Raw genomic sequence first — 16,660 nt, forward strand, 5'->3', positions numbered from 1 at the left:
CCGCCAGCGGGAAAGTGGGCGCTCGCGCTAGAATTCTCGCAGACCGCCACAACTGCTGGCTCCGCCGGAATTCGCCGATGACCACACCCGCCAACGATGTCGACGCCGCGCTCGTCACGCGGCGTTCGATTCGCGCCTTTCTGCCCACGCCGGTGTCGCGCGCCGACATCGAAGCCATTCTTGAAGCCGCCAGCCGCGCGCCTTCGGGTACCAATACGCAGCCGTGGAAAGTCTACGTGGTGAGGGGCGAGTCGCTGGCGCGTCTCTCGCAAGCCTTGCTTGCCGCTTACGACGACCCGCAACGCGACGCGCTCTATCAGGAAGAGTATCCGTACTATCCACATCGATGGGTGTCGCCGTATATCGATCGGCGCCGCAAAATCGGCTGGGATCTGTATGGCCTGCTTGGCATCGAGAAGGGCGACAAGGCGCGCATGCATGAGCAGCATGCGCAGAACTACCGCTTCTTCGGCGCACCGGTGGGTTTGTTCTTCACCATCGACCGGGTGATGGAGCGCGGCAGCTGGCTCGACTACGGCATGTTCCTGCAGGCGATCATGACGGCCGCGCGCGGACGGGGTCTCGATACGTGTCCGCAGGCCGCGTTTACGCCGTTTCATCGGGTAATTGCCGAGCATCTCGGCTTGCCGTCGCAAGAGCAACTGGTGTGCGGCATGTCGCTCGGTTTCGCCGACGAAAACGCATTGGTCAACACGTTACGCACTGAGCGCGAACCAGTCGAACGGTTCACGCGATTTCTCGATTGACGGCGCTTGATCGCGATCGAGGCAATTCCCCCACCTTCCATCGGACCCATATGAAAACATCGCGTCGCCATTTTCTGCTGCTGGGCGTGAGCGCGGGCTCGGCGCTCATGCTCACCCGTGCGGCCTTCGCCGATACGGCGAACAAACTCAGCGAAACCGATCCAAAGGCGCAAGCCGTCGGCTATAAGGAGGACGCGTCCAAGGTCGACAAAGCGAAATTCCCCGGCTACGCCTCCGGACAAACCTGCGCCAACTGCTCGCTGTTCCAGGGCAAAGCCAACGACGCATACGGCGGGTGCACGCTGTTCGGCGACAAGCAGGTCGCGGCGCCTGGCTGGTGCAGTTCGTACTCGAATATGTGAACCGCGAGAGTCGCCGCTCGAGCTTCGAGCGGCGCCTAGTTCAACGCGCTCAGCACCAATTCATGCGATCGGCCGATCCATACGGCCGCGTCGCGGTGATCGCGTAGCGCGTCGCCGGTATTGGGGTGCACGAAGATATCCAGTGTGCCGTGATTCAGCGTGAGCCAGCCGACCAGCTCGGCGAATTGCGCCTGCGTGAACGCGAGTTGATACGACCACATGGGATGCGGTCCCACCGGGCGCTCGTGAAAGCGGCCCAGTTGCAATTTGTCGCCCCAGTGCGCGTCGATCTGCTCGCGGAAAGTCCACGCGGCGTCGCGGCTGCTCGCATCGAAATACACGTGGGCGTGCCAGCTTGCGATGGCGGTGGTGTCGCGAAAGGTCATAACAGGTCCGTTGTGTATCAGTCTTTATCCGACATTCATTCTGCTTCAATTTCCGCCGACGCGCGCGGCGCGCGCCTCATGTGAAACTGTCTCTCATCTTCGCCGACGATCTCGAAGCCGAGGCGCTCGTATAGGCGCCTCGCGGGATTGCCTTTCAGCACCTTGAGGGTGACCGGCAATGCGTCGGCCTGCGCGGCGCGCAGCACCGTATGCAGCGCGCGTTCGCCGATGCCGCGCCCTTGAAGCGCCGGCGTGATCTGCAATTGCACGACGACCCACTCGGCGCCGGTGCGATGCGCTTTGAGCAAACCGGCCGGCGCGCCGTCGATGCAAATCACGCGCGCCGTGTCATAACGGTGCAGCAGACGCGCGCGATGCTCGGTATCGTCCGACGGTTCGCCGACGCGTGCCAGGTGCTCCGTCATGGTCGCCTTGCGCAGCTCGAATAGAAAGGCCTCGTCCGTGTCCAGCGCCGGACGCAGGGTGAAGACAGGCTCTTGAACGGACATGTTGGTAACGTTTCCGGCGTGCCGGCGGCTAGTAAGAATGGCCGTGAATTGTCGCGCCAGCAGCGCTTTTTTACCACGCGGTTATGTTTGCGCCTCTCGACTTTGCTGTTCGCCGGTCGTGCCGATGCCGCCGGCCGATGGTCCGCGCTATGACGGATTCGCGCGCTGCCGCGTGCGCCGCTTCAGACGCGGTCGGCGTTTGCGGCGTGCCGAAGGCGTCGTGTCGTCTGCTTGCGGTGCGCTCGCGACGTTTCGCGCGACGTGTTTGGTGCTCATTGGCATGCGCTTTGCTTTTGCCTTATCCGCGAATTGCTGGCGCGTGCGGGTTCGAACGTCGAGCCGCCGAGGAACGACGCCAACCTGGCATAACAACGAAAATGCTGAATACGAAACCACATACGGTCACGCACGGGGTCGACGGCGACGCGATGACGCTCGTCTTTTATCCCGATACCGGTTGTCTGCGCTTCGTCGATGCGCGCGGCACATGCCACGAGCTTCGGCCGCCGCATTCCTGGTTCGCGCTTTCGTCCGCGTCGCGAGGCGCCCGGCGCGGCACGCAAGCCATGACGGAAGGATTAAACGCACTGCTGCATGAGTTCTGCGCGAAACGTCCGCGCTGGTTGAGCGCGCATGCTCCCGCCCACTCGACGGTGGTCTAGCGCACAGTGAGCATGGCTGTGGCGCGATAGCGTGCATTGGTCAGTCAAAAGAACTCGACGCGCGGTTTCGCGTTTGTATTCAGTTTTTTTCGGTGTCGTTCGTTCAAGACGGCGAGCGGCTTAACGAACTTTGCGAGGTGGGCCATGGAGATTATCGAGCTTGAACCAAGCGTCTCGGCAGACGGACGCGCGGTGATTTTCCAGCTTTCGACGCGAGGACGGGACCTCGAGTGCGCCGTCACGCGTGAGGCCTTGGAACAGCATTTCTGGTTGCAACGCGACGCCGGCGAGGAACGCGTACTGAAGACGTTCGCGGACGGGCGCAAACGCATTACCGCTGTGGCGGAAAGAAAAATGCTGGCGCGTCCCGGCGAAAAAGTGCTGCTGACGATCAGCGATTTCGCCGCCCGGGGTTGATGAGTTTAGGCTGCTCGTCTTGCAAGCGCACATGCTTAAAGTTCAGCGAGCGACGGTGACGGTGCCGTCGCTCGCGTCGTTGCCGATCCGATCGGCGCTTTTGGGCCGCCCAGCTGAGGACGCCGACTACGTATCGGCGCGGTAAATAACCGCGCGTATCGCCGTGGCGGCGCAGGCTGCGCGCCGCTCACCTCTGAGGAAATCGGCCTGTTACGCCGATTCGCCAAACTGGCCTGCCAAATCCCTTCGCTTCGCCCAATTGCATTCGCAGGTGCCGGAATACACTGTTTTCCATGGAGCGACAAATCACCGAGCCCCATCGACGCGGTCTTCCCCCCGCGTTGTTTTGAACCGTACCGTTGATGGCAGTTTGCCGCGGTTGTCGAACGCGGCAGGGCAGTAAAGCAGTAGGTAGTCGAAGCAATGCAAACGGCGCGCGATCCATGTAATTTGCGCGTGAATCAGCAGGGGGTTGCAGCCAGGCGATGTTGAAGGCAAAGGACCCGGCTGTGATTGCAGTGAGCAGTTCCGTAACGAATGTTTTTTGCAGCAGCAATATAGGCAGCACGGTTTTATTTGCGGTGGTAGTTCGAGCAACACAGCTTTAGCAGATGTAGTTCAAGTACTAACAGCTTTTTAGTTTGCGGTGGGTATAGGTCGGCAAGCATCCACGCGCGAGTACGACTGTTCCATCCTGTCAGACCCTGTTCCCTCGCGGGAACAGGGTTTTTTTTCGTCGTGACACGCGACGCGACTTGCAATTGGCAAGTTCGAACCGATATGCCACCGTTGCGCTACGCGGTGCGCTTTTGGGCGGCATCGAACAGCCGGCCGGCCGCGTAGTATGAGATGCTTCATACAAACCGGACTTGAAGTCGTTTAAGTCTGTCTTAATAGTTGCTTGCGATGATGGCTGCACAGACTCACATCAGGGCCTGTCAAGCCGCCGGCGTATCGGCGGCGTTTGCCACCGGAGAGCAGAAGAATTCGGTGGCGAAGCCGAGAGTTAGAGAAGGAGGTTGAACCGATATGTCGAGTAAATCGCGAGTCCGCAAGCACAACCAGTCGGCCATGTCCCCGTTGTTGCGCGCGTTGACCTATAGCCGCACTGCCCATGAGCCGGTTACGTCGGCGATGCTTCTGCAGTGCTACGCCGCCCTCGATGCATTCCGGCACGGCCACGGCTCGCGGAATCTGCATATGACCTTGAGCCGGCATTTGCTGGTGTCGCAAGAACTTGCGCGCCTCGGACTCGGCGAGGACGTGTTGTCCGACATCGAAAGCGCGCATGCGGCGATGGTTCAGCTCGACGCGCGCGAACACGACGAAGGCGCGTGGGCCCTGCAAGACGGCGAATACGCCCGCCTGTGCACGGCGTTAGCGATTCTCGACGGCCAACTCTCCGTGGCATCGTTGAGCGAGATTGCTAGTGCGGAAGCGAGAATGATCGAAGGATTGATGCGGTCCGCGCAGGTCCAGGCGATTGCGGAAGCGGCGGTCTGAACCGCACGCACGGGTTTCTTCTTTCTCATACGTGCAGATGAAACGCCCCAGTGGGGCGTTTTTTTTATTCGGCCGCATGCGCGTGCTAAGGAACAGTGCTAATCGTTGTACGCCGTCAAATCGTAGAAGGCGAACCCGTCCTGCCCGCCGTTCAATTGCACCAGCCGTGAACCTCCCGAAGCCGGTCAGGACGGTCGCCAGGGCCGTCGGCGTGCTCGACGAGCCCGATCCGGGACCCGAGCTGGAACTGGAGCCACCACCGCCGCACCCGCTGAACTGGAAAATGGCCAAGGCCACGATGGCGGCAATGCCGGTGCGCACTAACGATCGATGCATGATTTTCCCCGCTGCTCTGATCATTCGATTGCTTGTGAATCGGTCATCTTTTTGCGGGCAGATTTTGCTGCCGATTACGCACAATCTGGACCGTGCATCGTCGTTAGATGGAAGGCCGATTACTCGCGGGGGTCAACGTGGTAAAACGAGCGGCAATTTCGCCGCGGTCTTCAGCGCATTGCGGGAATATTTCAATGCGGCGATATCGTGTCGCACGGTAAAAAAACAATCCCCCTGCCGTTTGGATATTACGAGTCTCCGTAAGACGTCCGATTGGCCACCGCGCCAGCGCCGGGTCAGGTTTGCCGGAGGCTTTCATGCTTGTTAGACTGCCTCTCGCAAACTCACCGCAAGCGCGTTTTTGCCTTCATACGCCTCCAGGGCGTTCACGTCTGCGGCGCGATCAAATCGGAGACGCCATGTCTTATATGCTGCTCATCGTCGAACCCCCGGATCAACGCATTGAACGCGGTGAAGCTGCGGGCCGCGAAGTCTATGACCAGATGGTCCGTTTCGCCGCCGACCTGAAAGAGCGCGGCAAACTGGTCGCGGTCGAATCGCTCACTTCGCTGAACGACGCCGTGCGCGTTCAGGTGCGCGACGGCCAGCCGAAACTGCTCGATGGCCCGTTCGCCGAAGCCAAGGAAATGGTCGGCGGGTTCTTTCTCCTCAATTGCGAAACCCGTGAAGAAGCCGTGGCGATAGCGCAGACCTGCCCGGCGGCAACGTGGTGCACGGTCGAAGTCCGCAAGCTCGGACCTTGTTTCCTCTAGCCGATTCGCGCATCGGCAGCATGTGTTCTCGGGGTTTTCCCTGGCGGATCGGCGAGTGTGTCGATCCGGCTGTGCGTTGCTCGTCGTGTGAGTAAGAAGCCGGCCCACGGGCGCGGCGCTCCCTCTCAGAACGACAAAGGAGTAACGGCGATGCGATTCATGATCCTCGTAAAAGCGACCGCTGCCAGCGAAGCCGGCGAGATGCCGGAAGCGTCCCTGATGGCCGCGATGGGCGCGTACCACGAAGAGCTCGCCAAGGCCGGCGTGCTGCTCGACGCGACCGGCCTGCAACCGAGTTCGAAAGGCTGGCGGGTTCGCTACAGCGGCGGCAAGCGCTCCGTGGTCGACGGTCCGTTTCCGGAAACCAAGGAATTGATTGCGGGCTACACGCTGATCCAGGTGCGCTCGCGTGAAGAAGCCATGGAATGGGCGCGGCGCTTTCCGGCGCCGTTCGGCGAGCAAGCGGATGGCGAAATCGAAGTGCGTCAATTGTTCGAACTCGACGACTTCGAACCGAGCCCCGAGCTGGACCGGTTCCGTGAACTGGACGCGGGCAAGCGCTAAGGCGGGAACGCGAAGCCCGCTCCGGCTTTATCGAAGGATTCATCATGCTCAAGACCATACTGATTGCCGTGGTTGCGGCCGTGGGCCTGCTGTTGGTCTACGCGGCGACTCGGCCCGACACCTTTCGCATTGAACGCAGCGTGCGCATTCAGGCGCCGCCCGAGCGGATTTATGCGCTGATCGACAATCTCCACCAATTCAACTTGTGGAATCCGTTTCTGCGCAAAGACCCCGCGGCCCAAGGCACCTATAGCGGCACGCCGAACGGCAAGGGCGCGCGTTATGCGTGGCAAAGCGAAAAGGTCGGCGTGGGGCAAATGGAGATCGTCGATACGGCGGTGCCCTCGAGCGTGACGTTCAACCTCGATTTTCTGAAGCCGTTCGAAGCGCACAACATGGCCGAATTCACGTTGAAGCCTGAAGCGGGCGCGACGGAAGTGACCTGGGCCATGCACGGACCCACGCCGTTCATGTCGAAGCTGGTTCAGGTGTTCTTCAACATGGACAAAATGGTCGGCAAGGATTTCGAAGACGGCCTGAACAATCTGAAAACGCTCGCCGAAGCGAGTTGAACACGGTGCGTGGCGGCCGGAGCGGCGCAACGCTCGCACTGAGCGCGAAGCGCCCAAGCCGTCCGAACCACAACCCGATCACTGGACTCCATCATGCATAAGCAGATCTACGTCAATCTCGCGGTTGACAACCTCGAACGATCGAAAGCCTTCTTCAGCGCGATCGGTTTGAGCTTCGAACCGCAATTCACGAACGGACAGGCGGCCTGTCTGATCCTCGGCGAGAACATCTACGCGATGCTGCTGGTCAAGGACCTGTTCAAGTCGTTCACTCGCAAGTCGCTGTGCGATCCGAAGGAGAGCACGGAAGCGCTGGTGGGGCTGTCGTGCGAAAGCCGGGCGGAGGTCGATGCGCTGGTCGCCAAAGCGCTCGCCGCCGGCGGCACCGTGCCGCGCGCGCCGCAGGATTATGGTTTCATGTATGGGCACGGCTTCGAGGATATCGACGGCCACATCTGGGAGCTCATCCACATGGACCCGAACGCCAAGACGGCGGGCTGAGGCTGTGACCACGGCAGCCACCCACCGTGCCATCGAGGCAGTCTGGCGGATCGAATCCGCCAAGGTCATCGCCCACGTCGCGCGGATCGTGCGCGACGTCGGGCTCGCCGAAGAACTGGCGCAAGACGCGCTGGTGGCCGCGCTCGAACATTGGCCCGACGCCGGCGTGCCCGACAACCCGGGAGCATGGCTGATGGCGACCGCAAAGAACCGTGCCCTCGACCGCTTGCGGCAGGAAGCACTGCACGCCCGCAAGCGCCAGGAGCTGGGTCACGATCTCGACGCGATGGAGGCTCACCTCGTGCCCGATTTCGTCGATTCCCTCGATGCCGCCCGCGCCGACGATATCGGCGACGACCTGCTGCGGCTCGTGTTCACCGCGTGCCACCCGGTGTTGTCGACCGATGCGCGCGTCGCGCTCACGCTGCGCCTGCTCGGCGGCCTCACCACGGACGAAATCGCGCGCGCGTTTCTCGTGCCGGAGCCGACTGTCGCCCAGCGGATCGTGCGGGCCAAGCGCACGCTGTCGGCGGCCAAGGTACCGTTCGAGGTGCCGCAGGCGGACGCACGCGCGCCGCGGCTTGCCTCGGTGCTGCAGGTCATCTATCTGATTTTCAACGAAGGCTATTCGGCCACGGCCGGCGACGACTGGATGCGTCCCGCGCTCTGCGAGGAAGCGCTGCGGCTCGGCCGCGTGCTGAGCGGTCTCGTACCCGACGAGAGCGAAGTGCACGGCCTCGTCGCGCTGATGGAGATCCAGGCCTCGCGCACGCATGCGCGCACGGATGCGCAGGGCCGTCCGGTGCTGCTGCTCGATCAGGATCGAAGCCGCTGGGATCCGCTTCTGATCCGTCGCGGGCTGACCGCGCTCAACAGCGCGCATGCGCTGGGCGGCGCCAGCGGCCCGTACGCGTTGCAGGCAGCGCTCGCCGCCTGTCACGCTCGTGCGCGTCGCGCGAGCGATACCGACTGGACCCAGATCGTCGCGTTGTATGACGCGCTGGCGCAAGTGGCGCCGTCGCCGGTGGTCGAGTTGAATCGCGCGGTGGCGGTTGGCATGGCGTTCGGTCCGGCGGCCGGCCTGGAGATCGTCGATGCGCTGGCAAGCGATGCCGCGCTGGCGAACTACCACTGGCTGCCGAGCGTGCGGGGCGATCTGCTGGCGAAACTCGGGCGCGTGGAAGAAGCGCGCGCCGAGTTCGAACGTGCCGCGGGGATGACGCGCAATGCACGCGAGCGCGAGTTGTTGCTCGAACGCGCGCACGGCATCGCGCATTGAGCCTTGAGTCTTAGCGTTGTAACCGCTACCGGATCAACTGACGCACGCCCAACGCGACGATCAGCCCGCCGCATACGCGGTCGATCCATGCTTTGCAGCGCCGGTACGCGGTCGCAATCCGCTCATGCGACAAGGTGAGCGCGACGAACCCGTACCAGCTGCTCGCGACCACGCACACCATGCCGAGCATCGCGGCGAACGTGCCCACGCTGACATGCGCGGGCGCGGCGGAAGAGAACACGGCGGCGAAGAACGCCATCGACTTCGGATTCGCGATGTTGGTCGCGAAGCCTTGCGCGAACGCTTGCCGGAAACCGCCTGCCGCGGCATTCACACCGGCGGTGGGTTTGCCCGCCGACGCGTTGACGATCAGACGTCCGCCGAACCAGATCAGATAGCCGGCGCCGGCCAGCTTCACCGCCAACGCGAGCCACGGAAAGGCCGCGAACACGATGCCGACGCCGAGAATCGCGCAGCTTGCCCAGAACAGATTGACCAGCACGATGCCGCCGACCATCGCGAGCGCGTCGCCGCGCGTCGCCGACGCGGCCTTGTGCGCGACCGCGACGAAGTTCGGGCCGGGAATCACCACGCCGGCCACATACACAGAGAAAACGCCCAGAACCGCGGACCCGTCAATCACACTGCACTCCTTCTTTCGCGCCGCGCGGCGCTTCACCCATCAAGCCGAGAAAAACGCCAACGCGCCGGTGATCACGCCCGCTCCCGCCACCACGAACGAGAGATTGCGCAACCACTTCTTGCGTGTCAGCAACGTGATCGCGCACAGGGCGATCGCCACCTGAATCAGCGTGGTGGCCTGCGCCCAACGATGATGGCCGTGCAGCAACGCTTCGCTGCGGGCGTCGTTATCGACGACTTCCTTTTCGATCGCTTCGGCCTTCGCGCGGATCGGCTCTTTCTGCTGCTTGTATTTGTCGACGTCGGCGAGGAATTTCGCATGCGCGTCCGTGTTGCCGGTGGACAGCGCCGCGCCGAGTTCGGCGAGATTTTGCTTCTCGCCCTTCGCCTGGTAGTAGTTCCACTGGTTCGACGCTTCGGTCTTTTTGATGGCGGCTTCGTTCTTGTAGTACAGCGCGAGATTTTCGCTGTTGCCGCTTTGGTACGCGCACAGCGCGCCGATCGTCGCGAGGATCGCCGTGATCACGGCCATGCGGCTCGCAAACGGATCCGCGTCGTGATGACCGGCGTGTTCCACGGCATGGTCGTGCGGACCATGCACTTCATATTCTTCAGGCATCTGATTCTCCGAGGCAAAGCTTTTCTTGTCGTATGCGGGCGGCGCACGAGCCCGTCGGGCTCAATCTTAGCGTGTGACGCAGGGTGACGGAAAAGGTGCCTCTTGGAGATGCGGCCGCGTCGGCGTTTATTCGACGGCTACGCGGAACTCAACGCGAGCGAAGTGCAGCGGCAAGATGCGAGTCAATGAATGCCTGACGCCAGCCAGGTCCGCACCAACGGAATCATATGTTCGCCGCCAAGCATGCCGAGCAGCCCGACCAGCGCGACGGTCGGCGGCGCGGGCGACTTCACTTCCATCACGCTGTAGAGGAGGCCGACCACGACACCGGCGGCCAGCGAGATCAAATACGCTTTCATGACTGTTCTATCCAGATGAGAGACGGGCTGCCACGCCCGCGGGTCGCAATGGCGATTACATCGTGATGACGACCCGGCCGCGTGTGCCGGCGGCCACGGCCTCGTAGGCGTCGCGAGCGCGTTCGAGCGGGAATGTCTGCGCGATGGCGGGTCCGGTCAGCTTGCCGGTTTCGAAGCCCTCGACTAGCGCCGTCATCAACGGCGCCGATTCCGCGACGCCTAGCTTCGCGCTATCCACACCGAGCAACTGCGTCTCGTTGTGATAGAAGTCGATCAGATCGAATTCGACGCGGCGCTTGCCCGTACCGCTGATTTCGAGCACGCGGCCACGGCGTTTGACGAGGCTCAATGCCATCTCGAACGCCACGCCGCCGACCGTGTCGTACACCACGTCCGCACCCGCGCCGTCGGTCAGCGCCCTCAAACGGTCCGTGGTGTTTTCATCGAACGGCACGTACTCGTCGATCAGGCGGCCCGCCGGCGTATCCGCGTCGAGCGGATGACGGTCCACGGCGATCACACGGGCGCCGCGCGCCTTGGCGATCTGCACCACCGCACCGCCCACGCCGCCACCGGCGCCGATCACGGCGATGGTCTCACCCGCTTGCAACTGCGCGTACTCGACCGTGCCGAGCCAGGCGACCACGAAGTTCACGCCGATCGCGGAGGCTTCGGCATGGCTCAGCGTTTTGGGTTTGCGCGACAGTGCCGCGAGCGGCACCTTGATGAACTCGGCATGCGTGCCGTCGCGCGTGAAGCCGATGTCGCCGCCGGTTCCCCACACTTCGGCGCCGAGCCAGGCTTGCGGGCCGTCCACCACCACGCCGCTAAAGTCACGCCCCGGCGTGCGCGGCAGCACCGTATGTCCGAAATGCCCGGAGACGTTCTTGACGTCGCTCGGATTCACCGAGGCCGCCTTGACCTGCACGACGACATTGTCGGCGTCCGCTTGCGGCATCGGCAGATCGATGTGGTCGAGCACCTCGGGGCTGCCGAAGGATTTGAACTGGATGGCTTTCATCGTATGTCGCTCCAATTGGATTCCGGGCTGCGTTGCGCAGTAGATTGAACGTTAGTCTAGGTGACCGGCACTCAGGTGTTGAGACAAAGACTTTCGAAATTCGGACAAGCAGTTGGCGACCCACGCCCGTGGCGCTGCGAAGCGGATCAACTTTGCTGGCTCTTTGCGGGTTCGGGCGAGACCGTGGACGCCGGCTCGCTCAACGTGCCGCTCGGATCGAAGCCGGTCGGCGGCGCGCCCAGTTCGCGCCGGAACATGTCGCTGAAGCTGCTCGGCTGAAAACCGAGCGAGCGCGCGACGCTGCTCACCGGCCGTCCTTCGGCGAGCCAGGAGACGGCGACCGCCAGTTGCACCTGGCGGCGCCATTCGGCAAAGCCGACGCCCAGTTCGCGTGTGAAGAGGCGCGCCAGCGTCCGCACGCTCGCCCCGACCGACGCCGCATGCTGCTCGAAGCTGATTGCGATCGACGGATTGTCGATCACCGCGCGGCATAACGCCTCGAGCCGCCGGTCCGAGGCATCGGGCAGCGCGATGCGCAGCGACGAGCGCGGCGCATGTCCCAGTTCCAGCATGGCGAGACGGTACGCGGCGTCGAGATAGGGCTGATCGCGCGAGTCGCTGCTTTCATGCTCCGCGATCGAGGTGATCAGTTCGCGCAGCAGGCCGTTCACCTCGAACACGTCGCTGCGCCGGCTCAGATGACCGACATTGCGCGCGTGGAGATAGAGATTGCGCATCTCCACCTCGCTCATCATGTGGATGGAGTGCAGCGTGCCGGCCGGCAGCCAGACCGCGCGTTGCGGCGGCACCACCAGCGCTTCGCGGCCGACCTCGACCCACATCACGCCCGATAGCGCATACAGCACCTGCGCCCACGTGTGCGAGTGCGGATCGATACGCAGCCCGCGCGGATAGTGCCGGGCGAGCGAACGGGCGTCGGCGTCGTCGTGGAGTTCGGGGGGGCGGGCTTTGGGCACGGCGGCTCGGTTCAGGCTTCGCGCATGGCGGATGAAGATCGCGGACCGTGTCGATCCGTTTGCGAAGCATAGCGCGAGGCGCGGGCCCGTGCATGTTGCGCGCCGGTCGGCGCGCTCAGATGCGCTTGGAGGCGCTTAGGTGCGCTTACGTGCGATGGCCCATCAACAGCAGCAGCAACGAGAGGGTCACAATCGAGCCCACGGTCGACAGCAGGATCGTCCGCGAGGTGATGTGGGCTTCACGTTCGTAGAACTCGGCGAGCATGAAGGGGCCGGTGCCGGTGGGCAACGCGGCGAGGATGACCGCCATTTCGACCAGCGTGGACGAGAGCCCGAACACGCGCGCCGCAAGCCACCATGTCAGCGCGGGCTGTACGAGCAGCTTGACGCCGGTCAGCAGCCAGGAAATGCCTCGCGCCCCGGCCTCGGATGGGCGCTTCTCCGCGAGGAACAAGCCGAGGCTCACCAGCGCGCACGGACTCGCCGCGCCGCCCAGCAGTTTCAGAAAGGTTTCCGCGCTGGGCGGCAACGCGACATGGAGGCTGGCGAACAGCACGCCCACGATCGGCGACACGATCAGCGGATTGCGCGCCAGCGAGCGCAGCACTTTCAAACCCAGCTTATGCGGCGTGCGCTCGGTCTGCAGACCCACTTCGATCAGTACGATCGCAACCGCGAACAGCACGCAGGCAACGAGGATCGTGGCGATCGTGGTCGGCGTCAGACTGGCCGAGCCGAACGCGATCATGCCCAGCGGGAAACCGATATAGCCGGTGTTCGGATACGAGGCCGCAATCGCATCGACGCTCGCATCGGCGAGATGCCGGCCGCTCATCAAGCGCATCGCCAGAATCAGGACGAACACGCTGACACACGCAATCGAAAATGTGGCGACGAACGCCGGCTGATAGAGCTGCTGCCAGGTGGCGTGGGCCATGATGTCGAACAGCAACGCCGGCAGCGCCAGCCAGACCACGAAACGGTTCAGTTCCGATGCCGAGTTCGGCCCGAGTACATTGCGCCGGCGGCAGGCGAAACCCGCGAAAATCAGACCGAAGACGGGGAGCAGGATTTCGAGGGTGGCTAACATCGGCGCAAAAATGTGGGGAAAATGGCGATCCGCCAGCGTAGTGGCTAGCGGCGATACAATCCAATACTGTTTTTTGTGCTCGACAATACCTTTTTTGCATTGTCATTTCCCATGAGTCATTTCCTATGAAGCCGTCGTGATCGATATCAAGCCGCTGCGCTACTTCGTGACGCTTGCCGAGACGCGCCATTTCGGCCGGGCGGCGGCGCGTCTGAATTTGTCGCAGCCGCCGTTGAGCCGGCAATTGGCGGCGCTGGAGGCGAGCGTAGGCGTGACGCTGGTCGAGCGTAGCCCGCGCAGCGTGACCTTGACCGCCGCGGGCGAGCGCTTCTATGCCGATGCGAAAGCGATTCTCGCCTCCGTGGAGCAAGCGGTCAGCAACGCGCAAGCCGCCGCGCATGGCGACGCCGGCAAGCTCGCCATCGGCTTCACGATGTGCGCGGCGTACAACGTCGTGCCCGGCTATGCGCGGGCTTTCGGCGCGGCCTATCCCGAAGTCGCGTTGAACCTGCGTGAAGTCGTCTCCAACGATCTCGCCGCGCAGGTGCTGGTCGGCCAGATCGACGCGGCCATCATGTTCCCGACCGTGCCGGACAAGGGGCTCGCCACGCGCACGATTCTCAGCGAGCCCTTGTGCGTTGCGCTGTCGCGCAGTCATCCGCGGGCCCGCGCGCGGCGTCTGAAAATCGCGCAACTGGCCGGCGAACCGTTCGTGCTTGCATCCGAGGACGTGGCGCCCACTTTGCGCGCGACGATCCTCGAGCATTGCCGCTCCGGTGGCTTCGAACCCGACATACGGTTCGAAGTGCAGTTGCAGCAGACGGTGTTGAGTCTCGTCGACGAAGGGGTGGGCGTGGCGCTGGTGCCGGCTTCCATGCGCAAAGCGCAACTCGCGGGCGTGGTGTTCCGGCCGCTGGTCGATGCACCGCTGATCGAACAGGTGCTGGCATGGTCGCCGGCGAATCGCAATCCGTGTCTGGCGCGCTTTCTCGAGTTGGCGTGAGGGCAGCGCCTATGAACTGGCGAGGTGGTTTGTCTGCTCCACGGAGTCGTCCGGATAGCGCAGCGCATCTCGCTTGATGAGTTGGCGGCACCAGAAGGTCCAGGCCGTCAGGCCGGCATAGACGCCGTACCTCAGCACGGTGGACGCGATGGCCGAGCGCGGATCGTCGGGCCATTGCCAGACGATCAGACTGCGCAAGATGTTCTCGCCCGTCATGCCGATGCCCCACACGAGCGTCATCAGGCGGATATACGCGACGAGCGAGGGACGCTCGCGCCAATGCTTTTCGAAGCTCTCGACGCTGCGATGATCCTCGCGCGACATGGTCGAGCGCGCGAGATAAAACACTAGCGGTTTTGGCAGCGCGAGCGACACCAGGAACGATACGCCGATCATGCCGGAGACCATCGGGTCTTCGATCTCGCGCAGTCGCGTGTTGCCGCCGAAGCCGACGCTGAGTGCCAACAGCGAGAGCACGATGCCGACCAGCACGAGCGCGCTGAGCGCGTCGAAATGGCGATAGCGCAGCAGGTCCCAGCTCATCCACGCAATCAGCGGCAGCGCCGACGCGGCCAGCGCGCCGAGCTGGCCCCAGTGCGGGAACGCGAGCCGGTAGGCGAGCCAGGGCAAGGCGACGTTCACGATCAGCGCGGTGAGGTAGCGCAGGCGAAGTTTCATCGACGGAGCGGTGGTGAGCGTGGCAACGATGCGCGGACGTATCCGGCGAGTGTAGGGCGAAGTCTCTTCGCATGCCATAGCTTGCGGCGCGGGCGGCCAGGATTTTGGCAACGCACATGGCGGGCAGAAAATCTGCGATGATCGAGCGCACTGATTGCCGAGCCATTTCATCCACTATCTGCTCTTACGCGATGTCGATTGCTCCCCCGCTCCTCACCACCTCCCGCCTCACCCTGCGTCCCCACACGCGCGACGATTTCCTCGAGAGCTATGCGATGTGGTCCGATCCCGAGGTGATCCGCTATATCGGCGGCAAGCCCTTCACGCGCGAAGAAGTCTGGGCGCGTCTGCTGCGTTACGCCGGTCATTGGGCGATGCTGGGCTATGGCTATTGGGTCGTGCGGGAAAAGGAGAGCGGCCGGTTTCTCGGTGAAGTCGGCTTTGCCGACTACCATCGCGAGATCGAGCCGTCCTTGTTGGCGCCCGAAGTCGGCTGGGCGCTGGATCCGGCCATGCATGGCCGTGGCTACGCAACCGAGGCCGTGCGTGCCGCGCTGGAGTGGGCCGACCGGCAGTGGCCGGATGGGGAAACGGCCTGCATCGTCGCGCCGGAGAATCTGCCGTCGCTGCGCGTCGCTCATAAGTGCGGCTATCGTGAGCAACTTCGCACCACGTATAAAGGCAAGCCGACCATCGTGCTGCGTCGGCAGGCGCACGCGGTTTGAGCCAACGCGCGGCGAGCGCCGTCTGTGCCCGTTACATCGAGCGAGCCGTGCGCGCCGTCCGGCTCGACAATCACCTCACCGCGCGTCGCCGCTCGCTACTGCCCGCTGCTGTGCGATCAGATCCACCAGCCGTTCGACCTGTTGCCCTTGCGCATCGAAGTTGCCGGCATCGAGCCAACGCGCATAGCTCGGACGCAGCGCAGGCCATTCGCTATCGATGATCGAAAACCACGCGGTGTCGCGATTGCGTTCGCGATACACGATCGCCTGACGGAAGATCCCCTCGAACGTGAAGCCGTAGCGCAGCGCCGCCGTGCGCGACGGTCCGTTCAACGAATCGCACTTCCATTCGAAGCGCCGATAGCCGAGCTTGTCGAACACCTGCGTCATCAGCAGAAACATCGCTTCAGTGGCGATGCGCGTGCGCTTCAGACGCGGCGAATACGTGACGTGGCCGACCTCGATCACACCGTTCGCGCGGTCGATCCGCATCAGCGCCAGCGTGCCGACCGCCTTGCCGGTCGTCAGATCGATCACCGCGTAGTGCAGCGGATCGGCGGACGCGGCGGCGCGCGTCAGATGCTCGCGATAGGCGGCGATACTTTCGAACGGACCGACTGCCAGGTAGGTCCAGTCGCGGCCATCGGCGGCCGAGCTGTACGCGTCGTATAGATCCTCGGCATGACGCTCCACGTGCACGGGTTCGATCCGGCAATAGCGGCCCACCAGCGGCTCGCCGTCCGGCGCCTGAGCGCCGTTCCAGCCCGGCACGGGGGCGCCGATCGGCTGCTCGAACGCGTTACGTCTGGGTTCCATGTCTGTTCTCCTGGCGGTTACGAATGATCGTCGATGATGGAGAACGATACGGCAAACGTGGTATCTTCAAAAGATCCACACCGACGTCATTTGATAGGT

General features: G+C 63.4%; 23 protein-coding genes. 13 read left to right on the forward strand and 10 right to left on the reverse strand.

What is annotated here, in order from left to right; all coding sequences use genetic code 11:
- Positions 1-77 precede the first annotated feature (77 nt).
- Together P0D80_RS19935 and P0D80_RS19940 are read left to right on the forward strand one after the other, a co-directional pair.
- Positions 78-767, forward strand: coding sequence for a nitroreductase (locus P0D80_RS19935; protein WP_408286202.1), 690 nt, complete (start codon positions 78-80; stop codon positions 765-767).
- A gap of 50 nt (positions 768-817) precedes the next feature.
- Complete coding sequence (locus P0D80_RS19940; RefSeq protein ID WP_132379174.1) at positions 818-1,129, forward strand: high-potential iron-sulfur protein; 312 nt, start codon at positions 818-820, stop codon at positions 1,127-1,129.
- A 35-nt stretch (positions 1,130-1,164) separates the two neighbouring features.
- Here the strand turns inward: P0D80_RS19940 and P0D80_RS19945 are convergent, their stop codons facing one another.
- Both P0D80_RS19945 and P0D80_RS19950 read right to left on the reverse strand, forming a co-directional pair.
- Complete coding sequence (locus P0D80_RS19945; RefSeq protein ID WP_408286203.1) at positions 1,165-1,515, reverse strand: DOPA 4,5-dioxygenase family protein; 351 nt, start codon at positions 1,513-1,515, stop codon at positions 1,165-1,167.
- Positions 1,516-1,550: 35 nt separating this feature from the next.
- Positions 1,551-2,024 (reverse strand): GNAT family N-acetyltransferase, encoded by a 474-nt coding sequence (locus tag P0D80_RS19950; protein ID WP_132379170.1) that lies wholly within the window; start codon positions 2,022-2,024, stop codon positions 1,551-1,553.
- A gap of 377 nt (positions 2,025-2,401) precedes the next feature.
- Between P0D80_RS19950 and P0D80_RS19955 the strand changes: the two genes are divergently transcribed.
- The 9 genes from P0D80_RS19955 to P0D80_RS19995 all read left to right on the forward strand — a co-directional run bounded on the left by P0D80_RS19955 (position 2,402) and on the right by P0D80_RS19995 (position 8,631).
- Positions 2,402-2,686 (forward strand): hypothetical protein, encoded by a 285-nt coding sequence (locus P0D80_RS19955; RefSeq protein WP_408177434.1) that lies wholly within the window; start codon positions 2,402-2,404, stop codon positions 2,684-2,686.
- 144 nt (positions 2,687-2,830) lie between these two features.
- Complete coding sequence (locus P0D80_RS19960; RefSeq protein ID WP_095421882.1) at positions 2,831-3,103, forward strand: DUF1488 family protein; 273 nt, start codon at positions 2,831-2,833, stop codon at positions 3,101-3,103.
- A 1,029-nt stretch (positions 3,104-4,132) separates the two neighbouring features.
- A complete protein-coding gene (locus P0D80_RS19965; RefSeq protein ID WP_132379168.1) occupies positions 4,133-4,606 on the forward strand; it encodes a hypothetical protein in 474 nt (157 codons plus the stop codon).
- 166 nt (positions 4,607-4,772) lie between these two features.
- Positions 4,773-5,270: a hypothetical protein gene (locus P0D80_RS19970; RefSeq protein ID WP_408286205.1), complete on the forward strand. Its 498-nt coding sequence runs from the start codon at positions 4,773-4,775 to the stop codon at positions 5,268-5,270.
- A 91-nt stretch (positions 5,271-5,361) separates the two neighbouring features.
- On the forward strand, positions 5,362-5,715 hold the full coding sequence (locus tag P0D80_RS19975; protein WP_132379166.1) for a YciI family protein: 354 nt from the start codon (positions 5,362-5,364) through the stop codon (positions 5,713-5,715).
- Positions 5,716-5,865: 150 nt separating this feature from the next.
- On the forward strand, positions 5,866-6,279 hold the full coding sequence (locus tag P0D80_RS19980) for a YciI family protein (protein ID WP_408286207.1): 414 nt from the start codon (positions 5,866-5,868) through the stop codon (positions 6,277-6,279).
- A gap of 44 nt (positions 6,280-6,323) precedes the next feature.
- Positions 6,324-6,851 (forward strand): SRPBCC family protein, encoded by a 528-nt coding sequence (locus P0D80_RS19985; RefSeq protein WP_408286209.1) that lies wholly within the window; start codon positions 6,324-6,326, stop codon positions 6,849-6,851.
- Positions 6,852-6,944: 93 nt separating this feature from the next.
- A complete protein-coding gene (locus P0D80_RS19990; RefSeq protein ID WP_408286210.1) occupies positions 6,945-7,352 on the forward strand; it encodes a VOC family protein in 408 nt (135 codons plus the stop codon).
- Between the two features lie 4 nt (positions 7,353-7,356).
- Complete coding sequence (locus P0D80_RS19995; RefSeq protein WP_132379158.1) at positions 7,357-8,631, forward strand: RNA polymerase sigma factor; 1,275 nt, start codon at positions 7,357-7,359, stop codon at positions 8,629-8,631.
- Between the two features lie 25 nt (positions 8,632-8,656).
- Here P0D80_RS19995 and P0D80_RS20000 read toward each other — a convergent pair whose 3' ends face one another.
- The 6 genes from P0D80_RS20000 to P0D80_RS20025 all read right to left on the reverse strand — a co-directional run bounded on the left by P0D80_RS20000 (position 8,657) and on the right by P0D80_RS20025 (position 13,339).
- Positions 8,657-9,274 (reverse strand): LysE family translocator, encoded by a 618-nt coding sequence (locus tag P0D80_RS20000; RefSeq protein ID WP_408286212.1) that lies wholly within the window; start codon positions 9,272-9,274, stop codon positions 8,657-8,659.
- 39 nt (positions 9,275-9,313) lie between these two features.
- Complete coding sequence (locus tag P0D80_RS20005) at positions 9,314-9,892, reverse strand: DUF4337 domain-containing protein (protein ID WP_132379156.1); 579 nt, start codon at positions 9,890-9,892, stop codon at positions 9,314-9,316.
- A 182-nt stretch (positions 9,893-10,074) separates the two neighbouring features.
- The gene (locus P0D80_RS20010) at positions 10,075-10,251 is read right to left on the reverse strand and encodes a DUF1427 family protein (protein WP_408211519.1); all 177 of its coding nucleotides are present in this window, start codon (positions 10,249-10,251) and stop codon (positions 10,075-10,077) included.
- A 55-nt stretch (positions 10,252-10,306) separates the two neighbouring features.
- Entirely contained in the window at positions 10,307-11,272 is a 966-nt protein-coding gene (locus tag P0D80_RS20015) for a quinone oxidoreductase family protein (RefSeq protein WP_408286214.1), read from the reverse strand.
- A gap of 146 nt (positions 11,273-11,418) precedes the next feature.
- Entirely contained in the window at positions 11,419-12,249 is an 831-nt protein-coding gene (locus tag P0D80_RS20020) for an AraC family transcriptional regulator (RefSeq protein WP_408286216.1), read from the reverse strand.
- 145 nt (positions 12,250-12,394) lie between these two features.
- Complete coding sequence (locus P0D80_RS20025) at positions 12,395-13,339, reverse strand: AEC family transporter (RefSeq protein WP_132379150.1); 945 nt, start codon at positions 13,337-13,339, stop codon at positions 12,395-12,397.
- Between the two features lie 136 nt (positions 13,340-13,475).
- Between P0D80_RS20025 and P0D80_RS20030 the strand changes: the two genes are divergently transcribed.
- A complete protein-coding gene (locus P0D80_RS20030; RefSeq protein ID WP_132379148.1) occupies positions 13,476-14,342 on the forward strand; it encodes a LysR family transcriptional regulator in 867 nt (288 codons plus the stop codon).
- A gap of 9 nt (positions 14,343-14,351) precedes the next feature.
- On the opposite strand, the gene P0D80_RS20035 is transcribed toward P0D80_RS20030, so the two are convergent.
- Positions 14,352-15,020, reverse strand: a complete 669-nt coding sequence (locus P0D80_RS20035) for a VC0807 family protein (RefSeq protein ID WP_408286220.1) — start codon at positions 15,018-15,020, stop codon at positions 14,352-14,354.
- A gap of 191 nt (positions 15,021-15,211) precedes the next feature.
- Here P0D80_RS20035 and P0D80_RS20040 point away from each other — a divergent pair, with 191 nt between their 5' ends.
- Positions 15,212-15,745 carry a GNAT family N-acetyltransferase gene (locus tag P0D80_RS20040; protein ID WP_408286360.1) on the forward strand — a complete coding sequence of 178 codons (534 nt, stop codon included), beginning with the start codon at positions 15,212-15,214 and terminating at the stop codon, positions 15,743-15,745.
- Positions 15,746-15,820: 75 nt separating this feature from the next.
- On the opposite strand, the gene P0D80_RS20045 is transcribed toward P0D80_RS20040, so the two are convergent.
- Positions 15,821-16,561: a GNAT family N-acetyltransferase gene (locus tag P0D80_RS20045; protein WP_408286222.1), complete on the reverse strand. Its 741-nt coding sequence runs from the start codon at positions 16,559-16,561 to the stop codon at positions 15,821-15,823.
- Between the last annotated feature and the right edge of the window lie 99 nt (positions 16,562-16,660).

This window comes from Paraburkholderia sp. RL17-373-BIF-A, from assembly GCF_046030175.1.
Taxonomy (GTDB): domain Bacteria; phylum Pseudomonadota; class Gammaproteobacteria; order Burkholderiales; family Burkholderiaceae; genus Paraburkholderia.